The sequence below is a fragment of the Novosphingobium sediminis genome, from assembly GCF_007991615.1.
GTDB lineage: Bacteria > Pseudomonadota > Alphaproteobacteria > Sphingomonadales > Sphingomonadaceae > Novosphingobium > Novosphingobium sediminis.
On sequence record NZ_BJYR01000015.1, the window covers coordinates 134,791 to 158,100 of the forward strand.

The following is a 23,310-nucleotide window of genomic DNA, read 5'->3' on the forward strand; positions in this document are numbered from 1 at the left end:
AGCGTTATTTGTGACGTGATTTAAAAACTCACGGCATGCGCAAGCTGACACATCATCAATCAGCCACCGCAGTGGTGTGCGGGATAGAAGGTGCGTTGGGGCAATTGCAACATTACAGGGGCAGCATTCTGTGTTCGCCGCCCCTGTTTGCAACTGCGGCCTCAGTTTCCTGCCCTCTCCGCCTCCTCTGCGATCGTGAGCATCAGGAAGTGCCGCGTCAGCGACGCTGCCCCTTGCCGCTCGACCATCCTGGCCCAGCGCTCCCACCGGTCCGCGCGGATTAGCAGCCAGCGGTAGAACAGGTCCCGCTCGTGCTCGTGATCGAAGTGCAGCGCCCAGATCGTCTCGCTGACGGCAATGCGTGAGCGAGCAGGTCCGATGAGCACGACGGCCGGCGTGCCAGCCACCGAGTGCCGCGCAAAGGCGATGGGCATTGGAGGCAATGACGCCTCGGCCTTGGCGATCGCTGCTTCCATCGCTTCTCGATCAGGCTCGGGACGCATCGCGGCATACGTCGCAAGACTGGCAAGCCCGATCGGCTTGGCCATGAGCGCTGGATCGCGCGTCGCCATCAGCATCGCCATGATCGCCCGGCCTTCTGGCGTGAGCGCGGCGTTGCTGAGCCGATGCCCTTCCTCGATCAGGCCATGCCCTTCCAGCCACATCCCGTAGTGTGCAGCCTTGTGCCAGTCGCCACCAAACAGATCCTTGGCCGCTTCGCTGTCGCTGTCGACCGTGCGGTCGATTGCCACAAGCACAGCGAGCAGAAATTCCTGCTGCTCCTCCGCATAGCGAAAGACGCCGCCCCCCATGCCGAGACGGCCACACCAAAGCGCAGAGCGCAGCGAATCCCAGCGGGTGCCGTCCTCGTCGACCAGCGGCAAATCCGGATCGCCGTAGGCATCGATGACCATCCAGTAGCCCCAGGGCAGCCTCGGGTTGCGCCGCTTGTGGTAGGGCAGTTCGTTACGGTGCCTGCTCATGGACGGTCCTCCCGCCTGGGCGCAGGCAGGCCGCTGGGCTCCGGGCTGGTGGTCTTGGCGGCGCTTACCTTTGCTGAATCGTCGATGGCCTTGAGCCTGGCTGCAAGGGCTGTGACTTGCTGACAGACAAAGGCCTCGTCGCGGTAGATCTGCCCTCGGTCTCTTTTGATTTTGCTGCTGGCTCGCCGCGGAATCAAATCCTGCGGTCCATCCATTGTCATGCCGAACCACCAGGCGAGGTCCTCGCCATCGCCCTGCCCGGAACCTCCCTGCGTCTTGTCCCGATGCTGGGCCTGCGATGGTCCAGTTGGCTGGGCGGGCACATGGCAGATGCTGACCCGCTCCGGGACGGCTTCCTGGCAGGCCGCGCCGTAACTGACGGGCTGGTGCAGTCCGTCGTTGATGCTCCCGGGCAGTGCATCGGCTGACCATCCGGCCAGGGCATGGTCTGGATCGACGCCGACGTAACCACCGAGCTCGCCATTGCGCTGGCGCAGAATGATGCAGGGATAGCCGGTTGCCGGATCGGTCCAGGCAACCTTGGTGGATTCGGTTTTCCACGGGCCGTCATTGTGGAGCGTGAGGGATCGCTCGCTGTAACGGGCCTCGGGCACGATGCTGGTGCCTGCAATCGGCGCCGGCTCCTGCCTTGCTGCCAGCGCGTTACGGCTTTCCAGTGCTGCCGCATTTTTGCGGCCTCTGCCCTGTGCCGCAATCAGGCGGGCCAGGGGATCGGTTGGCTTCTTTGCCATGGTGTACTTCCTTCTATGCAAAAAAGGCCGCCGACGCGTGATTGCGTCGATGGCCGTGGGGTTGGTGTTGGGGTTGGATAGCGGGGAGATGTTCCCGCAGTTGGGCCGGTGGCCCGAGCGGATCAGGTCATGCGCGTTCTCCTTGTGATGGGCTGTGATTCGATGGGGTTGGAGACGAGCAGTTTGATGCCGCCGAAGCAGGCTGTGCTTCCGCCCGGTATCATGCCGCGTCCGCCAGCTCTGGCGCCTTACTGCCAATCCGCCGCCACAGCGCGCTGGAGGCAAGGCCGACCCGCTCGACGAAGCGCGGACTCAGGGCGCCGTGGCGCGACCACCACTGCAGCAAGGCGTGGCTGGCCGTAGCCGGATCGATCCCGGCATGACCCTGCGAGCGCGCCCACGCCATCGTCGCTGCCGCCGTAAGCACGGTGTCGAGTTCAACATGACTGCGCAGTTCAGCCCAGCCAGCAAGGTCCTGCGGATAGCCAACCCTGGCCTTGTCGCGCAGCAGGTCCGCCTGGATACCAAGCCGGACGAGGATTTCTGTCAGATGGTGCCAGGTCTTGCCCTGCCCCTTGATTGCAAGCCCCAGATCGAGATGGGGCCGCCATGCCTCCTTCCAGTCGCCCGCCGAGGCGATGAGCTGATCCGGCAGGACAAGGCCGTATTCCATCGCCGCCAGTTTCAGGACTGGTACGTCCATGGCGATGGAGCCGTAGCCGACCATACAGGTGCCCGCCGGCCGCGCGCGCATATGGGTGAACAGACCTTCGACCACGCCCCGCTCGTCACCGTCACGCGGCAAGGTCCAGCTGGCGATCCGCTCGCAGGTGATCGCGCCGTCCGCGGCCAGCGCCAGATCGAAGGCGGCGGCGGCATGAACACGCCGGGCACCGATCCGCGGTGGCCAGCTCGCGGCGTGCTGGATGAAGCAATAGTTGGCGTGAAGCGCCTCGTCCCAATGGGTCTCGATGTCGAAGAAGGTGAAGTGCTGGGTGGCCGGGGCTGCGTTGCCTGCGTTGGCCGGGGTATTGAACGTCTTCATGGTTTTGTTTCCTGTTGCTGAAACGCAAACGGCCGCCTCGATGGGCGGCTGCTTGCGGGATTGATGATCGTTGTGTGTCGTAGTGGATGGCTGATTGCCTCTGGGGCACCGGCCCTGCATGGTGGGGAGGACGGCCCCTGCTCAGATGGTCGTCGTGCCGCTCCTCAACCGTTCGAGCGCCCACCACGCCTGCCACGCGGCCAGAACGGCGCGCTTATCGACAGGGAGGACATCGCGTGTTTCGGAAAGCCAGGTCAGCCAGATCGCCTGGGCCCGCAACGGCAAGAGCGCGATCTGGCTCTCGATATCGAGCTTCCGGTTGTGCCCGCGATAGGGCAGGCCGCAATCCAGGGCGGTCTGAACGATCTGCCAGTCGCTGGTGCGCAACACGTGCATCCTGCCGTAGCCTTCGATCGGCAGGCCCAGCATCCGGAACGCGCTGGCCAAGGCGCCGATGTCGATCGTGGCCGCCAGCGGGCTCTGCCCTTGCAGCGGCATTACGCACAGGATGTCGCCGCCTTCCGCGACATGATCCAGATAGCGCCAGGGCAGATCGTAGCCGGAAAACTTCCGCAGCCCGCCCATGCTGAGGCTGAAGCGGTAGTCGTGATCGCCATCGCCGGTGATGGCAAAGGCGGCAAATTCTATCGGGTAACCATCGTCGTTCTCGAGGGTGGCGAAGGTTGTCAGGAAGGTCTTTCCGTCCATCAATGTATTCCTTGTCCATGAGCCAGATACGCCAGAGGGCCGGAACCCTTGCGGCTCCGGCCCTCTGGTGGCGTGCTGGCGATGTGTTGATGTGAGGTTGTGCCGATGCGCGCTCAGCGGTGGCGATTGCGGGCGGTGAGCACTTCGAGGGACGGCGTGCAGCGCACTTCCTCTGACAGCCAGCGCTTTTCTGCTTCCAGCGCCTCGTCCTCGATCTCGGTCCACCACACCCGCCGGTTTGCGCTCCACCGGTATCCGCGTGTTTTAAGCAGGTCCTTGCTGGAAAAGGGCGCGCCCCGGGCTTCAACCCGGGTCGTGAACCGATCGGCCCGGTCCTGCAGGTGCGCCAGCAAGCAGCGTCCATCAGGCGCTTGCCATGACAACAAGTGCACCAGCGATGCGACATCAGCCATGGCGCGGTGGCCCCGATTGAAGAACCCGATCTGCGTCAGGAGATAGCCGAGCGACCGGCCGTCGAAACCCAGGTCTGCCCAGTCGATCTCAGCCATCGAGCAGCCCCAGCGCCGACCACGAATGCCGGGAAGCAGCCGCTCCAGCACCACCGCATCGTAGGCGGCGTTGTGTGCTACCAGTAGATCGCAGCGATTAAACAGGTCGGTCCAATCGTCCGCTTCGAACAGCGCGCCCGCCACATCGGCATCGCTGATGCCGGTCAGCCGCGCTACGTCCGGCGGGATCGGCATGCCGGGATCGCGGTAGCTTTGCTTGAGTTCAGCAACGCCGGTGATCACGCCGTCGCCATCGATCTCCAGTACGCAAACCGCAAGATCGATGACTTCGGCCGTCTGCGGATCTGTCGATGTGGCCTCGCAATCGACCACGCCGATGTAGCTCAGATGCCTCTCACGGGCCGGGCCTGCCAGCGGCGTTTCTGCAAGTGGTGCAACCTTGCGAAGGAGGCGGATGTCCCAGCTGTCGATGCATGTCTCGCGCGCAGGCAGAAAGGGCGGCAGCATGGCGCTGCCGGTCTCAGGTATTGTCATGTCTTGTTGTCCTCTATGTGTTCATTGCAACCGAGCAGAGCGAGGAATTCTCTTTTCCTCTCATCCCACTCGGTCACTAATTCACCCCGCTTCCCGCGGCTTTTCTGAACACGAAGACATAGGTGGGCGTGCTGCGCGCGGGCCGCCGGTCGAGCCACCGGGGCCGCTGCGGTTGGGTCGGCCTATGCGGGCTCGCCAATCCGCCGGGCGGTTTTCCCGACGGACAGCGACAGGTGGTCCGACGTGGCGAGCACGAACCGGCACGGGGTAGATTGGGCTTGCAAACATTTGCGCCGACAAGGAACGTTGACCCGCAGCGGAAGCTTGCGACCATAATAAGCCGTTCCAATCCTTAGTTCGGTATGTCTGCTCACGCCGCAAGCTGCCGTTCGTGCCGCGCGTAGCGGCGGGTGGACAATGCCCCCCCATTGCGGTCCTTAAGCGACCTCCCGCAGATGGGCCCCACAATAGAAAGCTCGGCGGTATCGTCTCGTTCGACCTTAAGGCTGCGTTTGCTCCGCACGCGGGTCGGTGCCAAGTTGTATCGAGACCGAGCGATACTTAGCGTCGCTGCCCGGCGATACACGGGAGATTCCGTGTTCACCACCTCGCGCAAGGCCAGATCTCGTTCCGCGCCCGGCTGGAGCGGTTGCTCAGCTTGAACAGCCGATCAGGGCAGTTGCTGGGCGCATTCGACTGCCAAGAACTGATCTATGGCCTTGGTCCTGGGGTCGAGGGCATCCTGTGCGTCCGCCCCGGCCAGCGTGGCCTCGAAAGCTACGTGGCCTTTTGCCCGCAGCCGCTCGGCAATCGCCAGCGTGACGCGCCACCCGCAACCGTTGGCAAAGTCTCCCAAGTCGAAGCAGCCTTGGTTGTACCACTCGGTGACCTGAGCTTCCCATCGCGTGCCGACCACCTCCTCGACTTCGGAAATCTTGGTGAACCAGTTAGGGAATGCGTCAGGTTCGATCACTTTCCCACGGAACGTGGTGCCCTGAGTGTTCACCGCGACCATCTCCATTCCGGAGTGATGGGCGAGGACGTTCCAGTCCGAAGCGCTCAGCGAGCCTTCGCTCGGGTGATTGTGGATGATGCGGCAACCTGCGATCGAGTTGGCTGCTGCCACCATTGGAGCATCCATCTCACCGCCTGCGGGGGGCTGGATCTGTCGCGAGACCTCAGTCTGCCCCACACCATCCAGCGCGATGTGAAGTTCGCTGTTCACGGCCCCCGACCCGTTCTTGAAGGCGCGCTGGTGCGCTAGGACTTCTTCGATTGAGTCCCGCTCGGTCGTGGTGAAGGGGACGAAGGACATGACGTGGGAGTTCTCCAGAGAAGGAGCGCTGAAGGCACCCGTTGACCCTACCGCGGCGAACGTCTGGCTCTAACGAAAGTTGCCGTTTGTCCAATTCCTGTTGACGCGGGGGCGATGTTGTTCACTTTTAGCCCCGGTGACGCGAACGATGGCGTCCGCCAGACGACGACATCACTAACTGCTGCCTGTCTCAGGTAACGGCGGATCGATCAATCGATCGCCCAGCCGTTCGCGCACTGCCCGGCGGAGGCGAATCTTGCCGAGATCGTCCAGCACGGACGTTGGTAGGGGAGCTGGGGCCGACAGCAACCCTCGCGCTGGATGACCGGGTTCCAGCAGATCGAGGATCTGATCGGCTTCCAGAGGGTGGTTCGGCGCAAGCGTTGCAGCACCGACCAGGAGCAGGGCGCGGCGGTTGTTCGAGCTGGCCACGCGCTCGAAGACGCTCACCGCCTGCCCCGGCGCGGCATGATTGCAGAGCAGGACAGCGGCCGGCACGGCGAGGACAGCCGGTAGCTTGAGCAGTAAGGGCGCCGTCACCTGCGCCACGATCTCCGGCTCGACAAATTCGGCGTCCACCAACGCATCGAGCGCGTCGAGCCGGATCCAGCGGGATACCGGCATCAACACCATTTCCCATATCTTCGCGCGAATATCCGAACCGAACGCATGGGCAGCCACGATGAGGGCGTCTTGGCTTACGAGCCGATCGGGTGAGCGGTCCGCAACATCCAGAAGCTCCCGTCCCAGATCGACCGGGAGATCATCATAATTAGCAAGCGCCTCTATCGCTTCGCGGGCAATCGGATGCGATTCGGGCTCATGATGATAGGCGTCGTTGTCCGACCAGGTGTCGTGAATGAGCGAGCGCAACGCGACGAGGTGATCGGGATGTGGCCGGGTCTTGAGGATCGCGACCAAAGCACGGCGGACTCGGCTGCCAGGATCGTTTGCAAGTCTGAGGAGCGCGTCTGGCAATGGCGTGGCGTGTTCCTTTGCGAGCGCTATGAGCGCGACGCGGCGGGCATCGGCGCGCTCGTGATGCAAAGCGAGGTCCATAAGATGCTCATTTCCAATCACTACGGCTGCCTCAGCCGCGGCGCGCGCATCATCATTGTCGTCGGCGACAATCAGCCACCGCGTTACAGCCTCTGCGGCATCGCCGCCGCTCGCAACGATGACCGGGACGAGCGATTTCAGCGCGGGGGCGGACAGGCTCCCGACCGTGCTGAGAATATGGGCGAGCGCGGTGCCGCCTACGCCCTTCGCGGGGCGCTTCCTGAACCCGAGCGCGTCAGCGATCTCACCAAGGCCCGGCGAGATCCTATCGGAAATCTGCTTGAGCTTGGCGGACCGCCCCTTCGCGCCAAGCCCGCCTCGAGCTTCCCACACGTCGACGACCAGTCGCAGCTGCGCTGCTGGCATTTGGCTGAGCGCGTTGATCGCTTCGATTAGCATGTCGGGCGCGCACAGGACGGCGGTTCTGACCAGTTCCGAGCGCAGCTGACTTTCAGCTGTGTCGGCCATCAGGCGTGCACGCAAATCGGCTGCAAGTTCAGGGTACCAGTTCTCTCGCGCGGCCCACCATGTCTGATGCTCGGACAGTTTGCCCTGACTGAGCCTCATCAGCTCGCGAAGTTCGAGGATCTCGGCGCGCTCGGTAGATGTCGCAATATCGCGCGCCCAGGCATGGAGCAGCTCGTCAACGCGGCAGTGGGCGGCGATGTTCCTCCAAAGGCCCTCACGGCGCAGTTGGGCGATATAAGCGTCGACGAAGACGCCCGAGGTGTAACCGTCACCCTCATGATTGGACTGGTGGCCTTCCTCGACAGCATGATCGCGCTCACCATCCTGAATCGCGCGCCATTCCTCGGCGCCTTCCTGCACGAAATAGCGTCGGATGCTTGTGAGATCATCGAGAGCAGCTTCTACAATTGGCGCAAAGGCCGCGAGGTCGCGGACGGCCCCGACTGCCACGGTGTCGGCGTTGGATTCGAATCCACTGCCAACCATTTTCTGGGCGGCCTCGCAATAGGCATGAGCGAGTCCGGGTGCAATGCGATCCAACTTCTGGGGAAAGCCGCGACCAAAACAGCCTTGCTCCCATGGCAGAGCGTCACGCACGAAGCGCGCCGCAACCTGGGCTGCCAGCGGATCCGCCGCGATACGGTCGTACCAAGCGTCGGAATAGGTCGGTGGCTTCCAATTCTTGAGGAAGACCGACGCCCCCCGCTGCACGCCCAAGAGAAGCCAGCGCGCCACTTCGCTCGGCACCGATCTGCTGGATCCCACATCGATCGACAATTCGAGCAGAGGTGAGAAATCGGACTTCTCGTCAATTAGGCCGTCGTCCAGCCATGCATCGATCGCTGCCTGCGCGTCCGGATCGATGTAGAAAGGCGGGTCGAGTCCTTCGATCTGCTTGCTGAACGCCCTAGTCACCTGAAACGCTCTCGCCGCGGTTTCCAGCCCCCACTCGCTGTAGCTGCCGCCAAGCTTTGTGAGCGCCGCGATGAGCACTTCGAGCGCCGCCTCGCTGCGCGGCCAAGTCGCCTGCAGGAAAGCCTCAAAGCCCTCTTTGACGCTTGGATGGGCGAATGCCACGGTTCGCGCAGGTTGGCGTAGATGACGGGTTGCCACCAGACGATCGACCACCTTGTTGAGTTCGTCGCCGAGCGCTGGCGCGATCCTGCGGAGCGTGCGTTGAAGCGCTGTCAGGTGTGCTCGGTCGAATTGCGATCGGGCCGCCAGCAGTGCCCAGACAATGGCGGACAACCCCGCGCTGTCGATCTTCGACAGATATTTTCCAACTTCATTCTGCACCGCTTCCCGGTGCGCCGCCTCCCGAAGCCGCCGAAAGAAAGCGTGGTCCGCTTCGCCTTCCGCTGGGCCTTTTTGCAACTCCTTGAAATAGAGATCGATCTCGAGTGGGGTCTCGAACGCCTGCAGCGCATCTGTGCGAAAGGCGAAAGCCTTCGCCTGGAGGTGGGCCGGCAACTGGTCCATGCGATTGTCGTGGATCGCGATAAGCGGACCGTCGCTGTATTGATCGCCGTCGAGCTCGATGGACCAATGATCAAGCCCGGCTCCCACATCGGCGGTTCGCATCATGTCGTCGCGTGAAGTGATCACATACAGGTGATCCGGCCTTGCCTTTTCCAGAAGGCGCGGCAGCTGCGTGGTCCAGGCTTCGGACCCGCCGCGCAGGCTATACTGACCCCAGGGGTCTTCGATATAGTATAAGGTGGGTCCGGTATCGACCAACTTGCGTGTGCTGGCCGGGTTGTCGTCGGGCCCTACCGTCACGATCTCCAGTGTTCCGTCACGGTCTCGGGCAAGCTCGCACAGCTTGAGGGCTGCCTGCGTCTTGCCCGTACCCGATGGGCCCCGGATGACGATCGCGCTGCGCTGTTCGAGCAGCTTGATCATCTGATCGAAGTTCGACGGCGGCACGAAGAGTTCAAGGCTGGCGGAACTCGCAAGAAAACCACCATGCTTTCTTACCGTGCCCAGCAAGTCCTGACGGGTCCAGATGCCGGGGGTCGAGGCGCGTATGCGCCGCTTCGCTTCTCCGCGGAGATCGAGCAGCAAGTCGTTTTGTCTTGCCTTGGGGACGTGCAGCAAGTCAGACATTAGATCGCGCAGATCGGCCGCGAGTTGCTTTTCGGTCAGACTGCCCCAGATCGCGACCCTGCCTTCGGGTCTGCTCTTCAGTGTCGACTTGAGGGTCGATGGAAAGGCGCTCTTGTCGGAAGGCTCTTCAAAGTCATTGACCAGAAGGTCGCGGGCGACGCCTTTCGCATCTGCGCTGGTGACAAGAAGATAGCGCGTCTCCGGATCGTCGAGATGGTGAAGCGCGGGCCGTCGCGCCTTGCCATGCTGGAGCAGCGCACGAAAATCTTCGATCGACCAAGGTTCCCCGCTTCGCCGCTTGACCTGGATGACGAGCTTATAGCCACCCGCCACGACCGCGCTCGGCTCGACACGCCCCGGCACGTTCGGTGCGAGGTCCGCTTCGAGGTCTTCCTCATTCGCGGGTTCGAGGATGAGCCGACTGGCCGCCTTCGTGATCAGAAGAAGTCGCAATGCCGCCAGGATCGACACGTCGACCTGGTAGTCATAGCCTGCCTGCGCTGCGGCAGCGCCCGTAAGTGAGGTCTTTTTGTCTGGCAACCTTGTCTTCCCGCTTCTTCCCGACTGTTCAGCTTTAGTTCGCTTCATCATCGTCAAATGCGGGCAAAATCGTGTGCGGCGCAAGGCTCGATAAACGCAGGATGACCCAAATTGTCCTTGCCCCTATTATTGGACCGACTCAACGTCCGGGAGAGAGGTTTCGAACAGTGCCCCGCTGGCTTCTCGCGACAGTGCTTCGGTCTAGGGCGCTGCATCTGGCCCCGCCGGTCTGGCGAGCAGAGGATCAGCGCCTCGCAGTAACCGACCGCGCAAACGACAGGTCTTTCCAGAAGCCGACATTTGGCCATGCGACGGGAATGACGGTTTTGTCCCATGGGCTGGCGGCAGCATCCGACCACAGCCGGCCGTTTGCCGACGGGGCCATCAAAGGCAGATTCGGCCAGAAGCTGCCGTTCCGGAATCGACAACAAAGCTGCCGTAAGGCCGACGTTGCAGCCATCTTCATGAGGACGGACGGACAAGTCTGGCGTTAGGATTTCCAGGCGTCTGCCATTCATGCTTCAATTTCGGCGCGTTCAGATGGCGATAGGCGCTTGGGACTGACGATCGGCCTGAGTGATCGCGGCTCGAACAACTCGGCGCGTCGAAAGTCACCGGATAACAGGTCCTTCCACATCCCGACGATGAAGCGCGCCATTATGCTGTTTCTGGACACGGTCCGAAAGCTCCTTTGCACCGTCGCAACATCGTCGACGAAGGTGTGCCCGCGCGGCTTGCCGATTGCTTCGCCCCGACGCTCAGGGTCCAAGGTGGCGACGTGGGTTGTGACGAAGGGGTACCAGCCGGAATGAACTGTGTGAAATAGCGGCGTCGGGCAGCATTGCGCGTACCAGCGCAGCATGGGTTTTTGGGTCAGATGAACGCAGGCGAGCTCTGATTTCCCCGTGGTGATCACCATGCGTGAAACCCGGGTCAGGAACAGTTGCACACCGTCGATGACCGCAGGCGCTTGCGCACGGTTACAGAAGCGCAGGAAGGCAAGGCAATCCGAACAGTGGCAAACCAGATGGTCTCCGGTCAACGTGGCGACGTCCCGGAGAAGCCCCGTCACGCCACCGCATTGGCATTTGAACGAAAGATCATCCGTCATCGCGCTAACGATAACGGCGAACAGCTCGACCGTCAGCCAAAAATGGGGCGCATTGCTTCCTGTGGTCAGCCGCAGATGTCTGCCTTGTCGACCGCAACTTGGCGTTGCTTGATGGCCATCGGCAGCAGGCCGAGGATGGCTATGGATGCTACTATGTTGAGGCTGGCACCCAGGTGGGACACCGAATTCCAACCACCGTGGGCGATAGCGACCGCAATGGCCGAACCCGAGCGATCGCGAAGAAGTGTTGCGTAAGCGGCCAGGACGAGGGTGGCGACAGTGAACTCCGCGAGCTCGGGCACGCCGACGTGCGTGCCGGTGACCCCGAGCAGCAGCATGGGCCAATGCCACACGCTCCAGACGATCCCCACGGCGACACTGGAACGCCAGAGTCCAAGATCGCGCCAGAGGTGGTAAAGGTATCCACGCCAGGCCGGCTCTTCGGAAAACAGGGCTAGCAAGATGCAGAACGGCAGCAATGCCCAAGCACCCGGGATATATCGAGCTTGCGGGATGTCGCCGAGCGCGGCCAGGGCTGCCCGCCAGTTATCGGCCACTAGCAAGTCTTGCCCGGCGATCGCGAGGTTAGCCGCAGCGGCAATCACGCCCAATGCTAGCGGCGTAAGCAAAGCCACCAACCACCAAACGTTGGGACGAAACTGCAGCCCCAGAGCTTCGAGACGGCGTCCCGGTTCGAAGATCATCGCGCAGATGACGGCCGATAACACAGGGCCTAACAAGAACAGCAGTGGCGCCAGAGTGATCGAATAGCCCCACAACCGGGGGACCAGTGCCAGCCAGCTGATGGCAAATGTGAGCCCGAGGAAAACGCAACTCTTCGTAGCAATCGACATTCTCACCCCCGCCAACAAGCATGTCTGTTCGTGATTGTGTTTCAGACAAATGCAAAACACAATTCAGTCGTAGAACCTGGTTCGATAACATCAGCGGTTGCGATGATTGGTGAAGCGGAATTCGCTTCCGGCTGCAGCCGACCACGGTCGGTCGTTCAGATCATCCACCGCGAACGTCTGCTCCTGACATAAGCTGCAGATGGGACGTCCACGAGCGGACCGGCGCCTATCCAGCACTTCAGATTACCTGCGATGTCTGACTGTGAGTGGTTAGCTGTCCGACCACTCTTGGCGGGGGACGGCGGTCTTGTCCGATCGGCGCGGCCGGAAGAAACGTGGCGCCCGCACCGGAAACCCCTCAAGGTAAAAAATGGGGAGGGCACAGCCACATCCCGTGACGTTCCTACCGCATCGTGATATCGTCACGCTCGGCACAAGCGAAAAGGACGGAAAAAGGCGTTGGCGAGAAGCGATCTTCTCCTGTCGATCGTGCGGGCGGGGGCAGCCGGCGATCAGGCCGCGTTGCGATCATCGGTCGAGGCCGTGGTCGCCGACGAACGGAACAAGAATCACAATGTCTTGGCCGACCGGCTTCAGCGCGCCTTGAATACGGTGGCGGTCACGTCGCCGGTACGTACGGTCCCGAGCAGCCATGCCGGGCGGGACACCATCCTTGAAACTGAGCCGCGCCAGCGGCTCGAAGACCTGATCCTCCCGCTGCCGGTGACGCATCAGGTCGGGCAATTGGTCGAGGAGCAGCACCGTGCCGACCTGCTGCGCGCCCACGGCATGCAGCCTCGCCATCGAGTGCTCCTGTCCGGCCCCCCCGGCAACGGCAAGACATCGATCGCCGAGGCGATCGCGGAAGCACTCGCCGTTCAATTCTTCACCGTGCGCTATGACGCGCTGGTCGGCTCCTATCTTGGTGAAACCAACACGCGGCTCGCGCGACTGTTCGACTATGCCCGTACCGTGCCCTGTGTGCTGTTCTTCGATGAATTTGATTCGATCGGCAAGGAGCGCGGCGATATCCATGAAACGGGGGAGATCAAGCGCGTCGTCTCCTTCCTCCTCATGCAGATCGATCAGTTGCCCAGCTATGTCGTGACGGTCGCGGCGACTAATCACGCCGAATTGCTCGACCGTGCCGTCTGGCGCCGTTTCCAGCTCCGCCTGTCGCTGCCGCAGCCGTCGCGCGATGCGCTGGCGACCTTCCTCGACCGGCAATTCGCCCTTTGGCCCGACAATCCGAGGATACGCCCTGAAACCGTGGCGACGAAACTCGGTTCGATCAGCTTTGCTGAAGCACTGGAGTTCTGCCAGACAATCCGGCGACAGCATATTCTTTCACTTGGCGCGCGCAGCATTCGCGATATCCTTCGGGAACAGATAGAGTTCTGGGCGACACGGGTGAGGATAGACGAATTAGATGCCGCACGATCCGAACAAACCGTTCCTTCGTCTTAACGATCCCAAAGTCGCCCCCCGTCGACGCGCTGGTGGGGGCGGCGGCCAGAAACGCTCCTTCAGCCGGACCGACCAAATCGCCGTCCATGGCCCGGTGTTTCGCAACCTGCGCAACGTCCTCGACGCCGACAATCCTGCGCTCGCGCTCCATGCCGATCCCAATGCGCTCGCACCCGAGCGCCTGCTGGTGCTGGAAGTCACCGGCTCCATCCAGAATTTCGCGGGCGCGGTCGCCCGCATAACGGGCCTGGAATTTGCCGGCGAGGAAGAGCTTGCCGCCGACGAGTTCGACAAGGATCCCGAATTCTACATGCTCGTGCCGCAACTCGCCGCGCTGCGCGAGATCGTGTCGCTTTGGGAAGGATGGGAAAGGACCGGCACAGTTCCTCATGGCTACGGCCCGTGGCGCGACCTGTTCTTCCACCTCAAGGCGATCCGTCCCTGGGGTCCGGGTGACCGCGTGTCGCCTCAGAACCGCGCCTATTTCGAGGCGGTGGTGGACGGCGCGCCCGACGATTTTCCCATCCGCGTCGAAATAGAACTGGTCTTCCGTCAAGCCGCGGCGGCCCGCGCCGCGATCGAACGGACGATCACCGCAGCGATAGCGGTGGCAGGCGGTGCCGTGATCCACCGCGCCGCACATCCCGCCTTCGCGTATCACGCTGTGCTCGCTGACATTCCCGCCCGCGAAATCCGGCGCATCGCGGCGCTCGATCCCCATTCGCTCGCCGGTGCCGATCCTGTCGCGGCGATCGTGCCGCAAAGCGTCGGCGCACCAATCGACACCGGCGATAACGACGCCCTGACCGCCGTGCCGCCCGCACCGGGTGAGGCGGAGCCGATCGCCGCCGTCTTCGATGCGGTGCCGCTCCAGGCGCATCCGCTGCTTGCCGGACGGCTCGTGGTTGACGATCCCGCCGATCTCGAAGCCAGAGCGGTCGGCGCGCGCATCCATGGCACCGCCATGGCGTCGCTTGTGGTGCATGGTGACCTCAACGATCCGCCATCACCGATCAGCCGACGCATCTATTTCCGCCCCGTCATGTATGCGCCTGCCTTCGGCGACGAACTGTTCGACGACGACCGGCTCGTGATCGACGTGGTCGTCGAGGCAGTGATGCGGATGCGGGCGGGCGGCGGATCGCAGGTCTTCATCGTCAATCTCTCGCTGGGCGACCGGACCCGCCCGTTCGCGGGCAAAATTTCTACCTGGGGCCGCGCGCTCGACCATCTGTCCTACGGCTACGGCATCCTCTTCCTGGTCAGCGCCGGCAATATCTGCGAACCGATCGCGGTGGCGGGCTATGCCAATGAAGCAGCCTTCCACGCCGCGCCCCCGCTTGATCGCAATCAGGCGGTCTTGCGCGGGCTCGACGGCCTAAAAGCCGATCGGCGACTGCTCGCCCCGGCCGACAGCCTCAACGCGCTGACCATCGGGGCCTGGCATCGCGATGCCGTCGCCGTGCCGTTCGCCGGAGTCAGTCCTTTCATGCCCTATTCCGGTCAGGAGATGCCCAATCTTTCCTCGCGGCTGGGATTGGGCCATCGTCGCAGCACCAAACCCGACATATTGGTCGCGGGCGGTCGCCAGCCCGCGCGCTTCGATCCGCTGGCGGCGCCCCTAGCCCTGCACAGCCATCCCAATCCCAGCCGCTTCTGGGGGCTGAAGGTCGCCGCCCCTGACAGTGACGCGGCCACCGGCACCCATTTCACGATCGGCACCAGCGGCGCGAATGCTCTCGCCACCCACACCGCGCATCGCATCTTCGACGGGCTGGAACGCGCCTATCCGCAACTGATCGGACCGATGCCGTTCGCCGAGCGCGCCGCGCTTATCAAGGCCATGCTTGTGCATTGCGCCTCTTGGCGTGATGCCGAACAGTTCATCCGGCCCATCGTCGATCCCCACGGCACGATGCATCATGAGCATTGGCGCCGCGAGGTCTGCCGCCATCTCGGCTATGGTTTCATGGCCCCCGACGATGCTGTCGCCTGTGCCGATGATCGCGCGACTTTGTGGGCGACGGGTAGCCTCGGTCCCGAAGCCGCGGTTGCCTTCGACGTGCCGGTTCCTGCATTGCTAGGCGCGCAGGCGGATCATCGCGAAGTGCGCGTCACGCTGGCTTGGATGGCGCCGGTCCGGCCCGGGCATCTTGCTTATCGTGCGGTCAAGCTCAAAATCGCCGCGTTGGGACAGGACGCGCTGGACAGTGTCGGCGTCGCCACCACTACGGGGCAACCATCGAACAGCCAGTCCGAGGGCGGCACCATCGTCCATCGCCGCTGGTGCGCTGCGAAGATCGGCGATCTTGCCGGTGGCCCCACCATTCCGCTCCAAATTCAGCGGGAAAAGGATCAGGGATTACCAATCGACGAGCCGGTGCCCTTCGGCCTCGCCGTCACGATCGAAATGCCCGGCGCGGCCCAGATCTATGCGCAAGTCCGCAACCAGATCCTGCTCCAGCCGCAAGTGCCGATCGCAGTGTGATCCCTTGATACCGCCTCATATCTTCGCAGCCTGGCGCAATGCGCAGACATTGGCCTCGCCACAGTGATTTTTCATCGGGCACGGTAGAGGCCGGATTTGTCCCACTTACGTGGCGCTGATGCCCGCTTTACCTATCGGCAATCCGAAAGTCGCCTGACCGTAACCGGCCCAGTTGCCCTCGCTGTGCGTGGCCAGTCCGGCGACCGCTGGGTGTCGGGTATTAGCGAAGCACCTGCCGCTGAACACGTCGCGCGCGAATGGCAGCAAAGTCCCACGAAGCGGCGTTCCGCTACCGGCAGCACGCGACCAGCTCAAGACATTCAGCGTCGTTGATGTGAACGGCGGCTGTTGCTGAAATCCGCCATTCGGGTCGCGCAAACCAGCCGGTTTCCTATGCACCTCAACTGTAGCCATTCGGCATTAAATTAAAAGGTACCGAAAGCGGTCATCGGTGCACGCTCTCGCGGGGCGACATTGATTGAACGCTCGGAGGCGTGGGTTTGCTCTCCCTCATGACCGAGAGCTTTGTGCCGACCCCGAGCACAGTAGCGAGCCTGATCCCTCCGAGCAGCGTCCAGGTGTGGAAGGTGCCTGAGATCTACGGCGCCTCCGTGCGGGTCGCGGCATCGTTACGCGAGGCTTTCGGTCGGCTTCGAATTCCGCCAATTTTTTCGATCCTTACCATCGATCCGTTCGAACTTTCGACTGCGGCCCCGGCGGACAGGCCCTCGCACGGTGTCTCTTACGACAAGGCGCGCTCGACCACCACGAAGGGCGCCCAGTAAGCGGGATGGGTATATCCCTGGCGCCCGCGCAGGGTCCGCATCGAACGGCGCAGACGTTCGCTGGCGTCAGGCAGCGACGTCATAGTCGACGCAGTCAGCGCCATAAGCGTCGCGGCTGAAAGGCTTTCGACTTTCCATTGGGTGGCAAAGACGGTGCGCGAGCCTGCGTAGAGGAAGGCCTGCGCCAGTCCGGAAAGCGCCTCTGCGCCGGGCTGCCCGTTGCCGCTGGCGGTTTCGCAGGCCGAAAGGATGATCGTGTCGGCCTTGATCGCGAGACCCTCGATCTCGTCGGGATGCAGCAGACCGTCGTTCGCGGCGACCCGGGCCGCATCTGGGGTGAACACGATGGCTGGACGCGGAGATTTGTAGGTCACGCTTTCGGTGACCGCATGCGAGGCGATGGCAATGATATCGTAAGACTTGATCGCCTCCGCGCGAAACCTGGCCTCGGTGGCCTGCGGCCCGGCGAGGACGAGCGACCGGCCGCCCGCCGCGGTGATGATGGCGGTGAGCTCCGCCACAGCGCCTGGCAGGCTCTGGCCTGCGGCGGCGGCGGCCGGCCTTACCGGGGCTGGTGTGAAGGGTTTCGTCCCATCGATCGTGAGGTCACGAAACAGACCGCGCACGGTCACTCGCGGGTCACCGATGGCAAGCACTGAAGGACGGGCGCCGCGCGGCGTGGCTGGCGCATGGGTCAATGCCGACGGATCGAGGACCAACGACAGCGCGGCCTGGTCGATCAGCCACTTGCGGCTGACCGGATCGCGAAGCGCGGCGAACGGCAGGCCGTCGAGCGGTGCGGTGCGGCTGATGTAGAGCCGGTTCAGCGTGCCGAGCCGCGCAGCGAACGGTGTGACCAACGCTCGGTAGAGCGCTTCCGCGTCGCTCTGTGCGAAAGGCCGGGTGACAGCCCCCCGCGCAGTCACGCGAAACTCCGTGCTGGCGCGCAGACGGCCGACCGCAGCTGCCAGGGCATTACGGCCGGGCGCGAGGCGTTCGATCTGCAGATGGTCGCGCGTCAGCAGCGCGGCATAGCCCCGCTGGCTGCCGACAGCGTAGATGAGGATGGCGGCATTTGCCGGCAGCTGGGCGCGGATCGCGGCTGTGGTGGTGATCGGCGCAAGGCCGAACAGTTGCAGCTTCGGCTGCGATCTTGCGGCCTGGTCCGTTTTCGCGGCTGCCATCCGGTGGAGGGTTGCGGCCGACTGCGCCAGTCTCTGCAGTTCGCGTTCCGGAGCGCCCCGCGCCACCGCGCTTACCAGGGCATGGTCCTCCTGCGTCGCCAGGCGCGCAGCCTCGAGCGCGTCCACGGCTGCGGTGTCGCCGCTGCCGCGCAGCGCGCCGCCGGCCAGCGACCGGCTTAGCTGGGATCGTCCGGCGCGCAACAGCGCGCGATCGGCAGCCTCAGCGTCGCCTGCCACTAAAGCCGCTTCGAGCAGCGCGAGATGAGCGTCGAGCGCGCCTTCGTTGCGGTTCATGGCCATGCTGCGCGCGTCGCGCGAGGTCGGCGTGAACGCGTCAAAGTCGCGGCTGGCGTCTTCGAGAAAGGGCACGGCTTGTGCGGGTCTGCCATCGGCGAGAAGTGCCAGACCCTTGAGCAGGCGCGTGCGCGGCGACACGAGCCCGTCCCTGAGCAGGGCACTGGAGGTCGCCGGCTCGGCCCCGTCGAAAAAGGTCAAAGCGACCGCAGGGCGGCCGAGCAGCAACTCGGTCTCGCCGGCACGTTGAAGGACGTAGCTCGTCAGCCCCGCCTTGTTGCGATCGCCGACGACTTGCTCGAAGGGGAGCGTTTGGCCTGTCCAGGACGCCATCGGATCGCGGATTCCGGCGTCGCGCTTGGCCTTGCGACGTGCGGCTTCGGCGTAGGTCCTCCAGTCCGCCGCGCCTTTTCGGTTCAGAAGCTTGGCGAGATCGAGCTCGGCCTGTCCCGAGTTTTCTCCGTAATCCCTTGGCGCCGTGACGAGCTGGCGCAGCACCCTTTCGGCCGCAGCGTCGTCGCCCAGCGCAAGAAGGCTGTCAGCCAGCGTGCGCAGGTTCTGACTGTGGTTCGAACGGATGAGCCCGCGGCTCGTCTCGGCGATCTGCTCGGCGTAACAAGGTGAAAGTTTGGCCTGCGCCGCAGACAGATCGGCCTCGTCGGTCGGTCCGGCGGGCGTTCCCGCGGGCTTGGCGACGATGCGCTGAATCACCGCGCCTTGCTCGACAAAGGTGGCGGTGCAACGCTCACTCGTCTGAACTTGCGCAGGTGTTTCGTCGGGTGCGTAACCCCCGGGTCCAAGGTCGGATGCGGCGAGGGAGAGGCCGCGCATCGCCAGATCGCGCGCGCTTGCGTATTCGCCCATGGTCATCGCCACTTGGGCAAGGTTAGCGAGATTGACCCGGTACTGCATGTCGTTCGGATTGACTTGCGATTTGGCGAGTGTGTCGGTCAGGACGTCGCGATAGGCCTCTATCTCGCCGAGCTTCATCCGCGTTTGAGCGAGCTGCAGCTTGGCGCGCGCGACCTCGAGGCTATTCGCCGGGCTCGGGTCGTCGGCGAATGCCTTTTCGCGAAAGCGTAGGATGACCTCGCCGATTCGGGCGGCATCGGCCGTGCGGCCGAACAGGGCATATTGGGCGTAGACCTGCACGAGCGCGAAGTATTGTACCCCGTTGCACCGCGCGCCGTCTTCGGGCTGCAATTCGCGGCCGAACAGATTGAGCTCGGGTTCGGTGGGCCGGTTCCCGATGCGCTCCTGCATTGCCGTCAGGCTCGAGGCCGGTTCGCCGCAATGGGGGATGTCGTTCGGTCCCGAATCGGACAACTCCGTATCCACGGGGGCCGGCGCGGCCCGGTCTGGCGTCGCCGCCGCCGGCGCTGCCGCGAGGAGGAGCGACAGGACGTCAGCTAGCATTGCGCAGCGCAATGGTGACGGCCGCTTTCCCGAAACGGCTGCGAAGTTCGACGGGGATCGGTTTGGCGGCCGGCGGGCGGGGTGGTTGCGGCTCGGCAAACAGGTCGCGAACGACCGCAACCTGCTGTGCGGCGCGCGCGGCTTCGGGCTTGGCGCCGCTGGTGAGGGCGGACACGCTTTCGAGCTGCGGATCCGGCTTGTCGGACACGAAAACCATGATGCGTTCGACGCCGGGCGGACCGCCGACCTTAAGGAATTTGGCGGGATCGGACGGGATGCGGATGGTGCCGGAGGCGGGATTGTCCGAAGCGCCCGACGCGGGAAACGCCCGGCCGAGGCTGCCGCTAGTGCCGAAGTCGAGCACATAGACATAACTCGGCTTGGGCAGGGAAATCGAGAGGGCGATGCGGTCGCCCGTATGAACGGTCGCGCCATCGGGCAGGATCGCGCCGTTGCTGGTCGTCAGGGTCACTGTGGCGAGCGCTTCGGGCGCGGCATTCGACGCGACGGTAGGCGCGGCGGTCAGCGCGGTCGATGCATCGGCGGTCACCGTGCGCAGCTTGCCGCTAGCGGCGAGCTGGAGAATGTTCATGTACCAGGCGCTCGCGACGTCGTTGCGCTTGAGGTATTCGGCGCTGGTGATTTCACCGGCCTTGAGTTGCCGGCACAGGCGCGCCGAACTCTCGATATAGAACTGGAGCTGTTCAGTGATTTTCTGCTGAGCGGCGGGCGAGGCGGCGCCGTCCAATTTCAACTTGTCGAATGCTGCCTGGAAGTCGAGCTTCTCGCCCGCCACTAGCAGCTCTGAGGAGCAGCTGTCGTGCGAACTAACCTTGTAGAAAACGAAAAGTACGACGATCAGGACGAGCGCAGCGGCGGGCGCGCCATAGCGGATGAGCTGCCCCATTCCGACGCGCGAAGCGGACGAACGTCTAGTCGTGGCCAAGACACCACCCCCCCGTGCCTGAATTGCTCCAATACTTGGCACACTGCGGCAAATTCGAGATCGGGTCCAGCACCGAAACCTCCAGCGGCGACTTCAACCACGGCACTACTGCAATTTGGCGAGCCGACGAGAAACACTTCGGCCCTTTGATAATCGTGATCGTTGCCGGTGCGGATCGCGCGTGGAAGGACCACATTGCAAAGCCGGCCGATAACGGGCTCGATCGCGGCAGATGCGTCGGACCCGTCGGAGCGGCGTCAGACCACCGGATCGAACAGGCTTGTCCCGGAGAAGGGATCGGCGACCGAAGGAACCGCGAACAGACCGCCGGCGACGACGCTCATGAGGTTGAAGGCCGGAATGACCGGGTCGCCGACAACCCCGCCGAAATTGACGTCGCCTATCCAGTCGCGCGATCGCAGGATGTTGAGCAGGATTTCGGCGTCGCTGGAAGCCCACGAAGTGAGGGCCGATTCGAACGCCGCCGCCGGGGGGCGCAATTGATGACCGAATGGATGTCAGCAGTCGACAACAGCGGTCGTTTGCGACCGCCGCAACGAACAGCAGGAATGTCCCATACCCAGCCACTATGGTTGAGCTCAAGCTATCATAGCCGCATTCACTCGTGCTTTTCACGCATTTAGCAGTCACTCTACCGGAGCAAGATGCGCCACCGTGTCTTCCGGTAAAGTTGCCTTGTTACGAACGCTGTGTACAACGCTACGATCTCCGATTTTGCCAGGCTCGGGTTACCAGCCACATTTTGAGCTGCGGCCGCGAAGTCGAGCTTTCGCATGATCCGCTGGATGCGGTCGATAGCCCTGGTGGATCTGTCCGCGACCCGAACGAAGTAATGCGCGTTTGCGCTCCGCTCGAAGTCGTGATGGATACGCCCCGCTCTGGCACCGACCCGCTGGATGGCAAAGTCCGCTTCGTCCCGCGTGGTGAACGCAAAGTCAGGATGACTTGTTTCGATGACGTGAGGTGCACGAGCGACATCGCGCCGCTCCCAGATCTGGAACACGGCTGGCACGTTGTAGGGCTTGCCCATGAAAAGAAACGCGTCTGCCGGCACGATCTGCTCGTGAACGAGGTGGAAGTTCTCGTTCAGCCGATTTTGCAGCGACCGCTTGCGGAATGTTCGAGGCAGTACGAACGCGATAACGTCAGACATGGTAGCCGCGTGCGCGAAGAAATTGACCGCCATGCTGGAGGTGGTTCCGAATGGTGGATTGCCGATCGTTGCGACAGGCCGTCCACTTTCCACGCGACGTTCGAGGAAATCCGCCTCGACGATGCCAGGGCCCTTGGGGTCGATATCGACTCCAAGACTGCCGGGCGGCATCAGCCGGAAGAAAGCCCCTGTGCCCGCGCTGGGCTCGAGCATTTGGTATAGGCGGGGATCGTATCGTTTCACCACCTCGTCGAAGAGCGCAGCCGCCACATTATCCTGCGTGTAATACTGGTCATACAACACTGCTGGTGGCGCGCTGTCGGCAGCACTGGTCGACTTAACCCTGCGCCGGGTGTGCACGCCATAACGCGCGCAGGGCACCAAACGGGCGGTCGGCAAGCTGGGTGAAGATGGGCGCGAGACGATGATGTTTCGACGCAGCTGCCAGCGTGCAGTCGAAACGCAGGAGAATGTCGAGCTCGATTTCCAAGCCGGAGGCACGACCAGCGATCCGGTCGCCTCACGGCCTACCAATCTCCGGTTCATGATACTATGTCTGGCATGCCGGCCATGCCGCCGGCGAACCCCGAAGCCACGCTGAACGATGGCGTTAATTTCGGAAGGCGAGTGGGCGCCCTTTTCTTGACTACCTTTCGGCGCGGAAGAGCATACTACCTGAGTGCAACTATAGCCAACGCTTGTGACACAGTGCATCGCGAATGCACTGCGGGTCGACTTGTATCTTTCCTCGTCTGCGACAGAACTCATTCTGGTCTCCTTTATACCATGTCAAAGCTGGTTTAGGATCGACGCATCCGATTAGAGGCATGCCTTTGATCTCAAGTTTGTGTCCGTCCCGGAATGAGGCAGATTAGTAGTCGTCCCAAAATGAGACTAGGCTTCGTCGGCTTGAGTGAGCGACTGACTGCCTAATGGGGCAACTTCGGTCTTGGTGTTGATCGGCGTCTACCTAGGAACGAAATGCGCAGGTTGCCGCAACGAGCGCGCCATCCGCCCCCCTTTCTCGCACTGTCCGAGAGGGGCTGATGCGCAGGCGATCAGGTGCGCCATGCGCGCTGCTGGAAGTGCGATCAGCGAATTGCTGAGAATTAAAACTTGCAGGTTGGGTGCTTCCATACCACCCAAGGCCGTGGAGGCCGCACAGAGCCCCTTACAGGGGCGAAAAGGCGATATCCAATCGCCGCATCCCCGTCAGGGGCCTCGGCAGCGGAGTGAAATGACGCGCCCGAGGCAGCAGTAAAGTTGGGGGCGGCCAACTTTACGGTATTGCGCCTGATCTACGCAGGGTGGTTTGAGCGGGGTTTGGAGCATCGAGCTGTGTCACTCCCGATCCGTTTCTGCCACTGACCCGGAAATCCCGATTTTGCCGCCATTTTCCGATCGGGAAATCAGGCTTTGTCGAAAATACGGATTTTCAGGGGCATGAAAAACCCTATTCTGGACAAGAATAATCGAAGATTTTTGGATCTTGTCTAAAATGCAAGTTTTTGACCCAGTGAAATGGGCAATTTTAGACAAACAAGAAATGGCGGAAATCTGCGGTTTTGTCTAAAATTATGGATTTTGCGGTGTGAAAAATGCCATTTTAGC

The 23,310-nt window shown here is 62.9% G+C and carries 15 protein-coding genes; 2 read left to right on the forward strand and 13 right to left on the reverse strand.

Annotation, left to right across the window (positions count from 1 at the left end; genetic code table 11):
* Positions 1-161: 161 nt before the first annotated feature.
* The 9 genes from NSE01_RS12105 to NSE01_RS12145 form a co-directional block, all read right to left on the reverse strand.
* On the reverse strand, positions 162-983 hold the full coding sequence (locus tag NSE01_RS12105) for a hypothetical protein (protein ID WP_147159891.1): 822 nt from the start codon (positions 981-983) through the stop codon (positions 162-164).
* On the reverse strand, positions 980-1,735 hold the full coding sequence (locus tag NSE01_RS12110; RefSeq protein WP_147159892.1) for a hypothetical protein: 756 nt from the start codon (positions 1,733-1,735) through the stop codon (positions 980-982). Before NSE01_RS12110 ends, NSE01_RS12105 begins: the two co-directional genes overlap by 4 nt.
* A 220-nt stretch (positions 1,736-1,955) precedes the next feature.
* Positions 1,956-2,780, reverse strand: a complete 825-nt coding sequence (locus tag NSE01_RS12115) for a hypothetical protein (protein WP_147159893.1) — start codon at positions 2,778-2,780, stop codon at positions 1,956-1,958.
* 141 nt (positions 2,781-2,921) lie between these two features.
* Positions 2,922-3,488, reverse strand: a complete 567-nt coding sequence (locus NSE01_RS12120; RefSeq protein WP_147159894.1) for a hypothetical protein — start codon at positions 3,486-3,488, stop codon at positions 2,922-2,924.
* A gap of 113 nt (positions 3,489-3,601) precedes the next feature.
* Positions 3,602-4,492 (reverse strand): 3'-5' exonuclease, encoded by an 891-nt coding sequence (locus tag NSE01_RS12125; RefSeq protein WP_147159895.1) that lies wholly within the window; start codon positions 4,490-4,492, stop codon positions 3,602-3,604.
* A gap of 670 nt (positions 4,493-5,162) precedes the next feature.
* A complete protein-coding gene (locus tag NSE01_RS12130; protein WP_147159896.1) occupies positions 5,163-5,807 on the reverse strand; it encodes a hypothetical protein in 645 nt (214 codons plus the stop codon).
* Between the two features lie 174 nt (positions 5,808-5,981).
* Positions 5,982-10,031, reverse strand: coding sequence for an ATP-binding protein (locus NSE01_RS12135; protein ID WP_218033272.1), 4,050 nt, complete (start codon positions 10,029-10,031; stop codon positions 5,982-5,984).
* 463 nt (positions 10,032-10,494) lie between these two features.
* Positions 10,495-11,091 carry a DUF6151 family protein gene (locus NSE01_RS12140; protein WP_147159897.1) on the reverse strand — a complete coding sequence of 199 codons (597 nt, stop codon included), beginning with the start codon at positions 11,089-11,091 and terminating at the stop codon, positions 10,495-10,497.
* Positions 11,092-11,156: 65 nt separating this feature from the next.
* On the reverse strand, positions 11,157-11,945 hold the full coding sequence (locus NSE01_RS12145) for a CPBP family intramembrane glutamic endopeptidase (protein WP_147159898.1): 789 nt from the start codon (positions 11,943-11,945) through the stop codon (positions 11,157-11,159).
* Positions 11,946-12,404: 459 nt separating this feature from the next.
* On the opposite strand from NSE01_RS12145, the gene NSE01_RS12150 reads away from it, so the two are divergent.
* Positions 12,405-13,412 (forward strand): AAA family ATPase, encoded by a 1,008-nt coding sequence (locus NSE01_RS12150; RefSeq protein WP_147159899.1) that lies wholly within the window; start codon positions 12,405-12,407, stop codon positions 13,410-13,412.
* Positions 13,375-15,900: a S8 family peptidase gene (locus tag NSE01_RS12155; RefSeq protein ID WP_147159900.1), complete on the forward strand. Its 2,526-nt coding sequence runs from the start codon at positions 13,375-13,377 to the stop codon at positions 15,898-15,900. The genes NSE01_RS12150 and NSE01_RS12155 overlap by 38 nt, the downstream gene beginning before the upstream one ends.
* 742 nt (positions 15,901-16,642) lie before the next feature.
* On the opposite strand, the gene NSE01_RS12160 is transcribed toward NSE01_RS12155, so the two are convergent.
* The 4 genes from NSE01_RS12160 to NSE01_RS12175 all read right to left on the reverse strand — a co-directional run bounded on the left by NSE01_RS12160 (position 16,643) and on the right by NSE01_RS12175 (position 22,245).
* Positions 16,643-19,579: a CHAT domain-containing protein gene (locus NSE01_RS12160; protein ID WP_147159901.1), complete on the reverse strand. Its 2,937-nt coding sequence runs from the start codon at positions 19,577-19,579 to the stop codon at positions 16,643-16,645.
* Positions 19,569-20,525 carry a DUF4384 domain-containing protein gene (locus NSE01_RS12165; protein ID WP_147159902.1) on the reverse strand — a complete coding sequence of 319 codons (957 nt, stop codon included), beginning with the start codon at positions 20,523-20,525 and terminating at the stop codon, positions 19,569-19,571. Before NSE01_RS12165 ends, NSE01_RS12160 begins: the two co-directional genes overlap by 11 nt.
* Before the next feature lie 257 nt (positions 20,526-20,782).
* Positions 20,783-21,025, reverse strand: coding sequence for a hypothetical protein (locus tag NSE01_RS12170; protein WP_147159903.1), 243 nt, complete (start codon positions 21,023-21,025; stop codon positions 20,783-20,785).
* Between the two features lie 152 nt (positions 21,026-21,177).
* Positions 21,178-22,245 carry an SAM-dependent methyltransferase gene (locus tag NSE01_RS12175; protein WP_246135187.1) on the reverse strand — a complete coding sequence of 356 codons (1,068 nt, stop codon included), beginning with the start codon at positions 22,243-22,245 and terminating at the stop codon, positions 21,178-21,180.
* Positions 22,246-23,310: the final 1,065 nt, after the last annotated feature.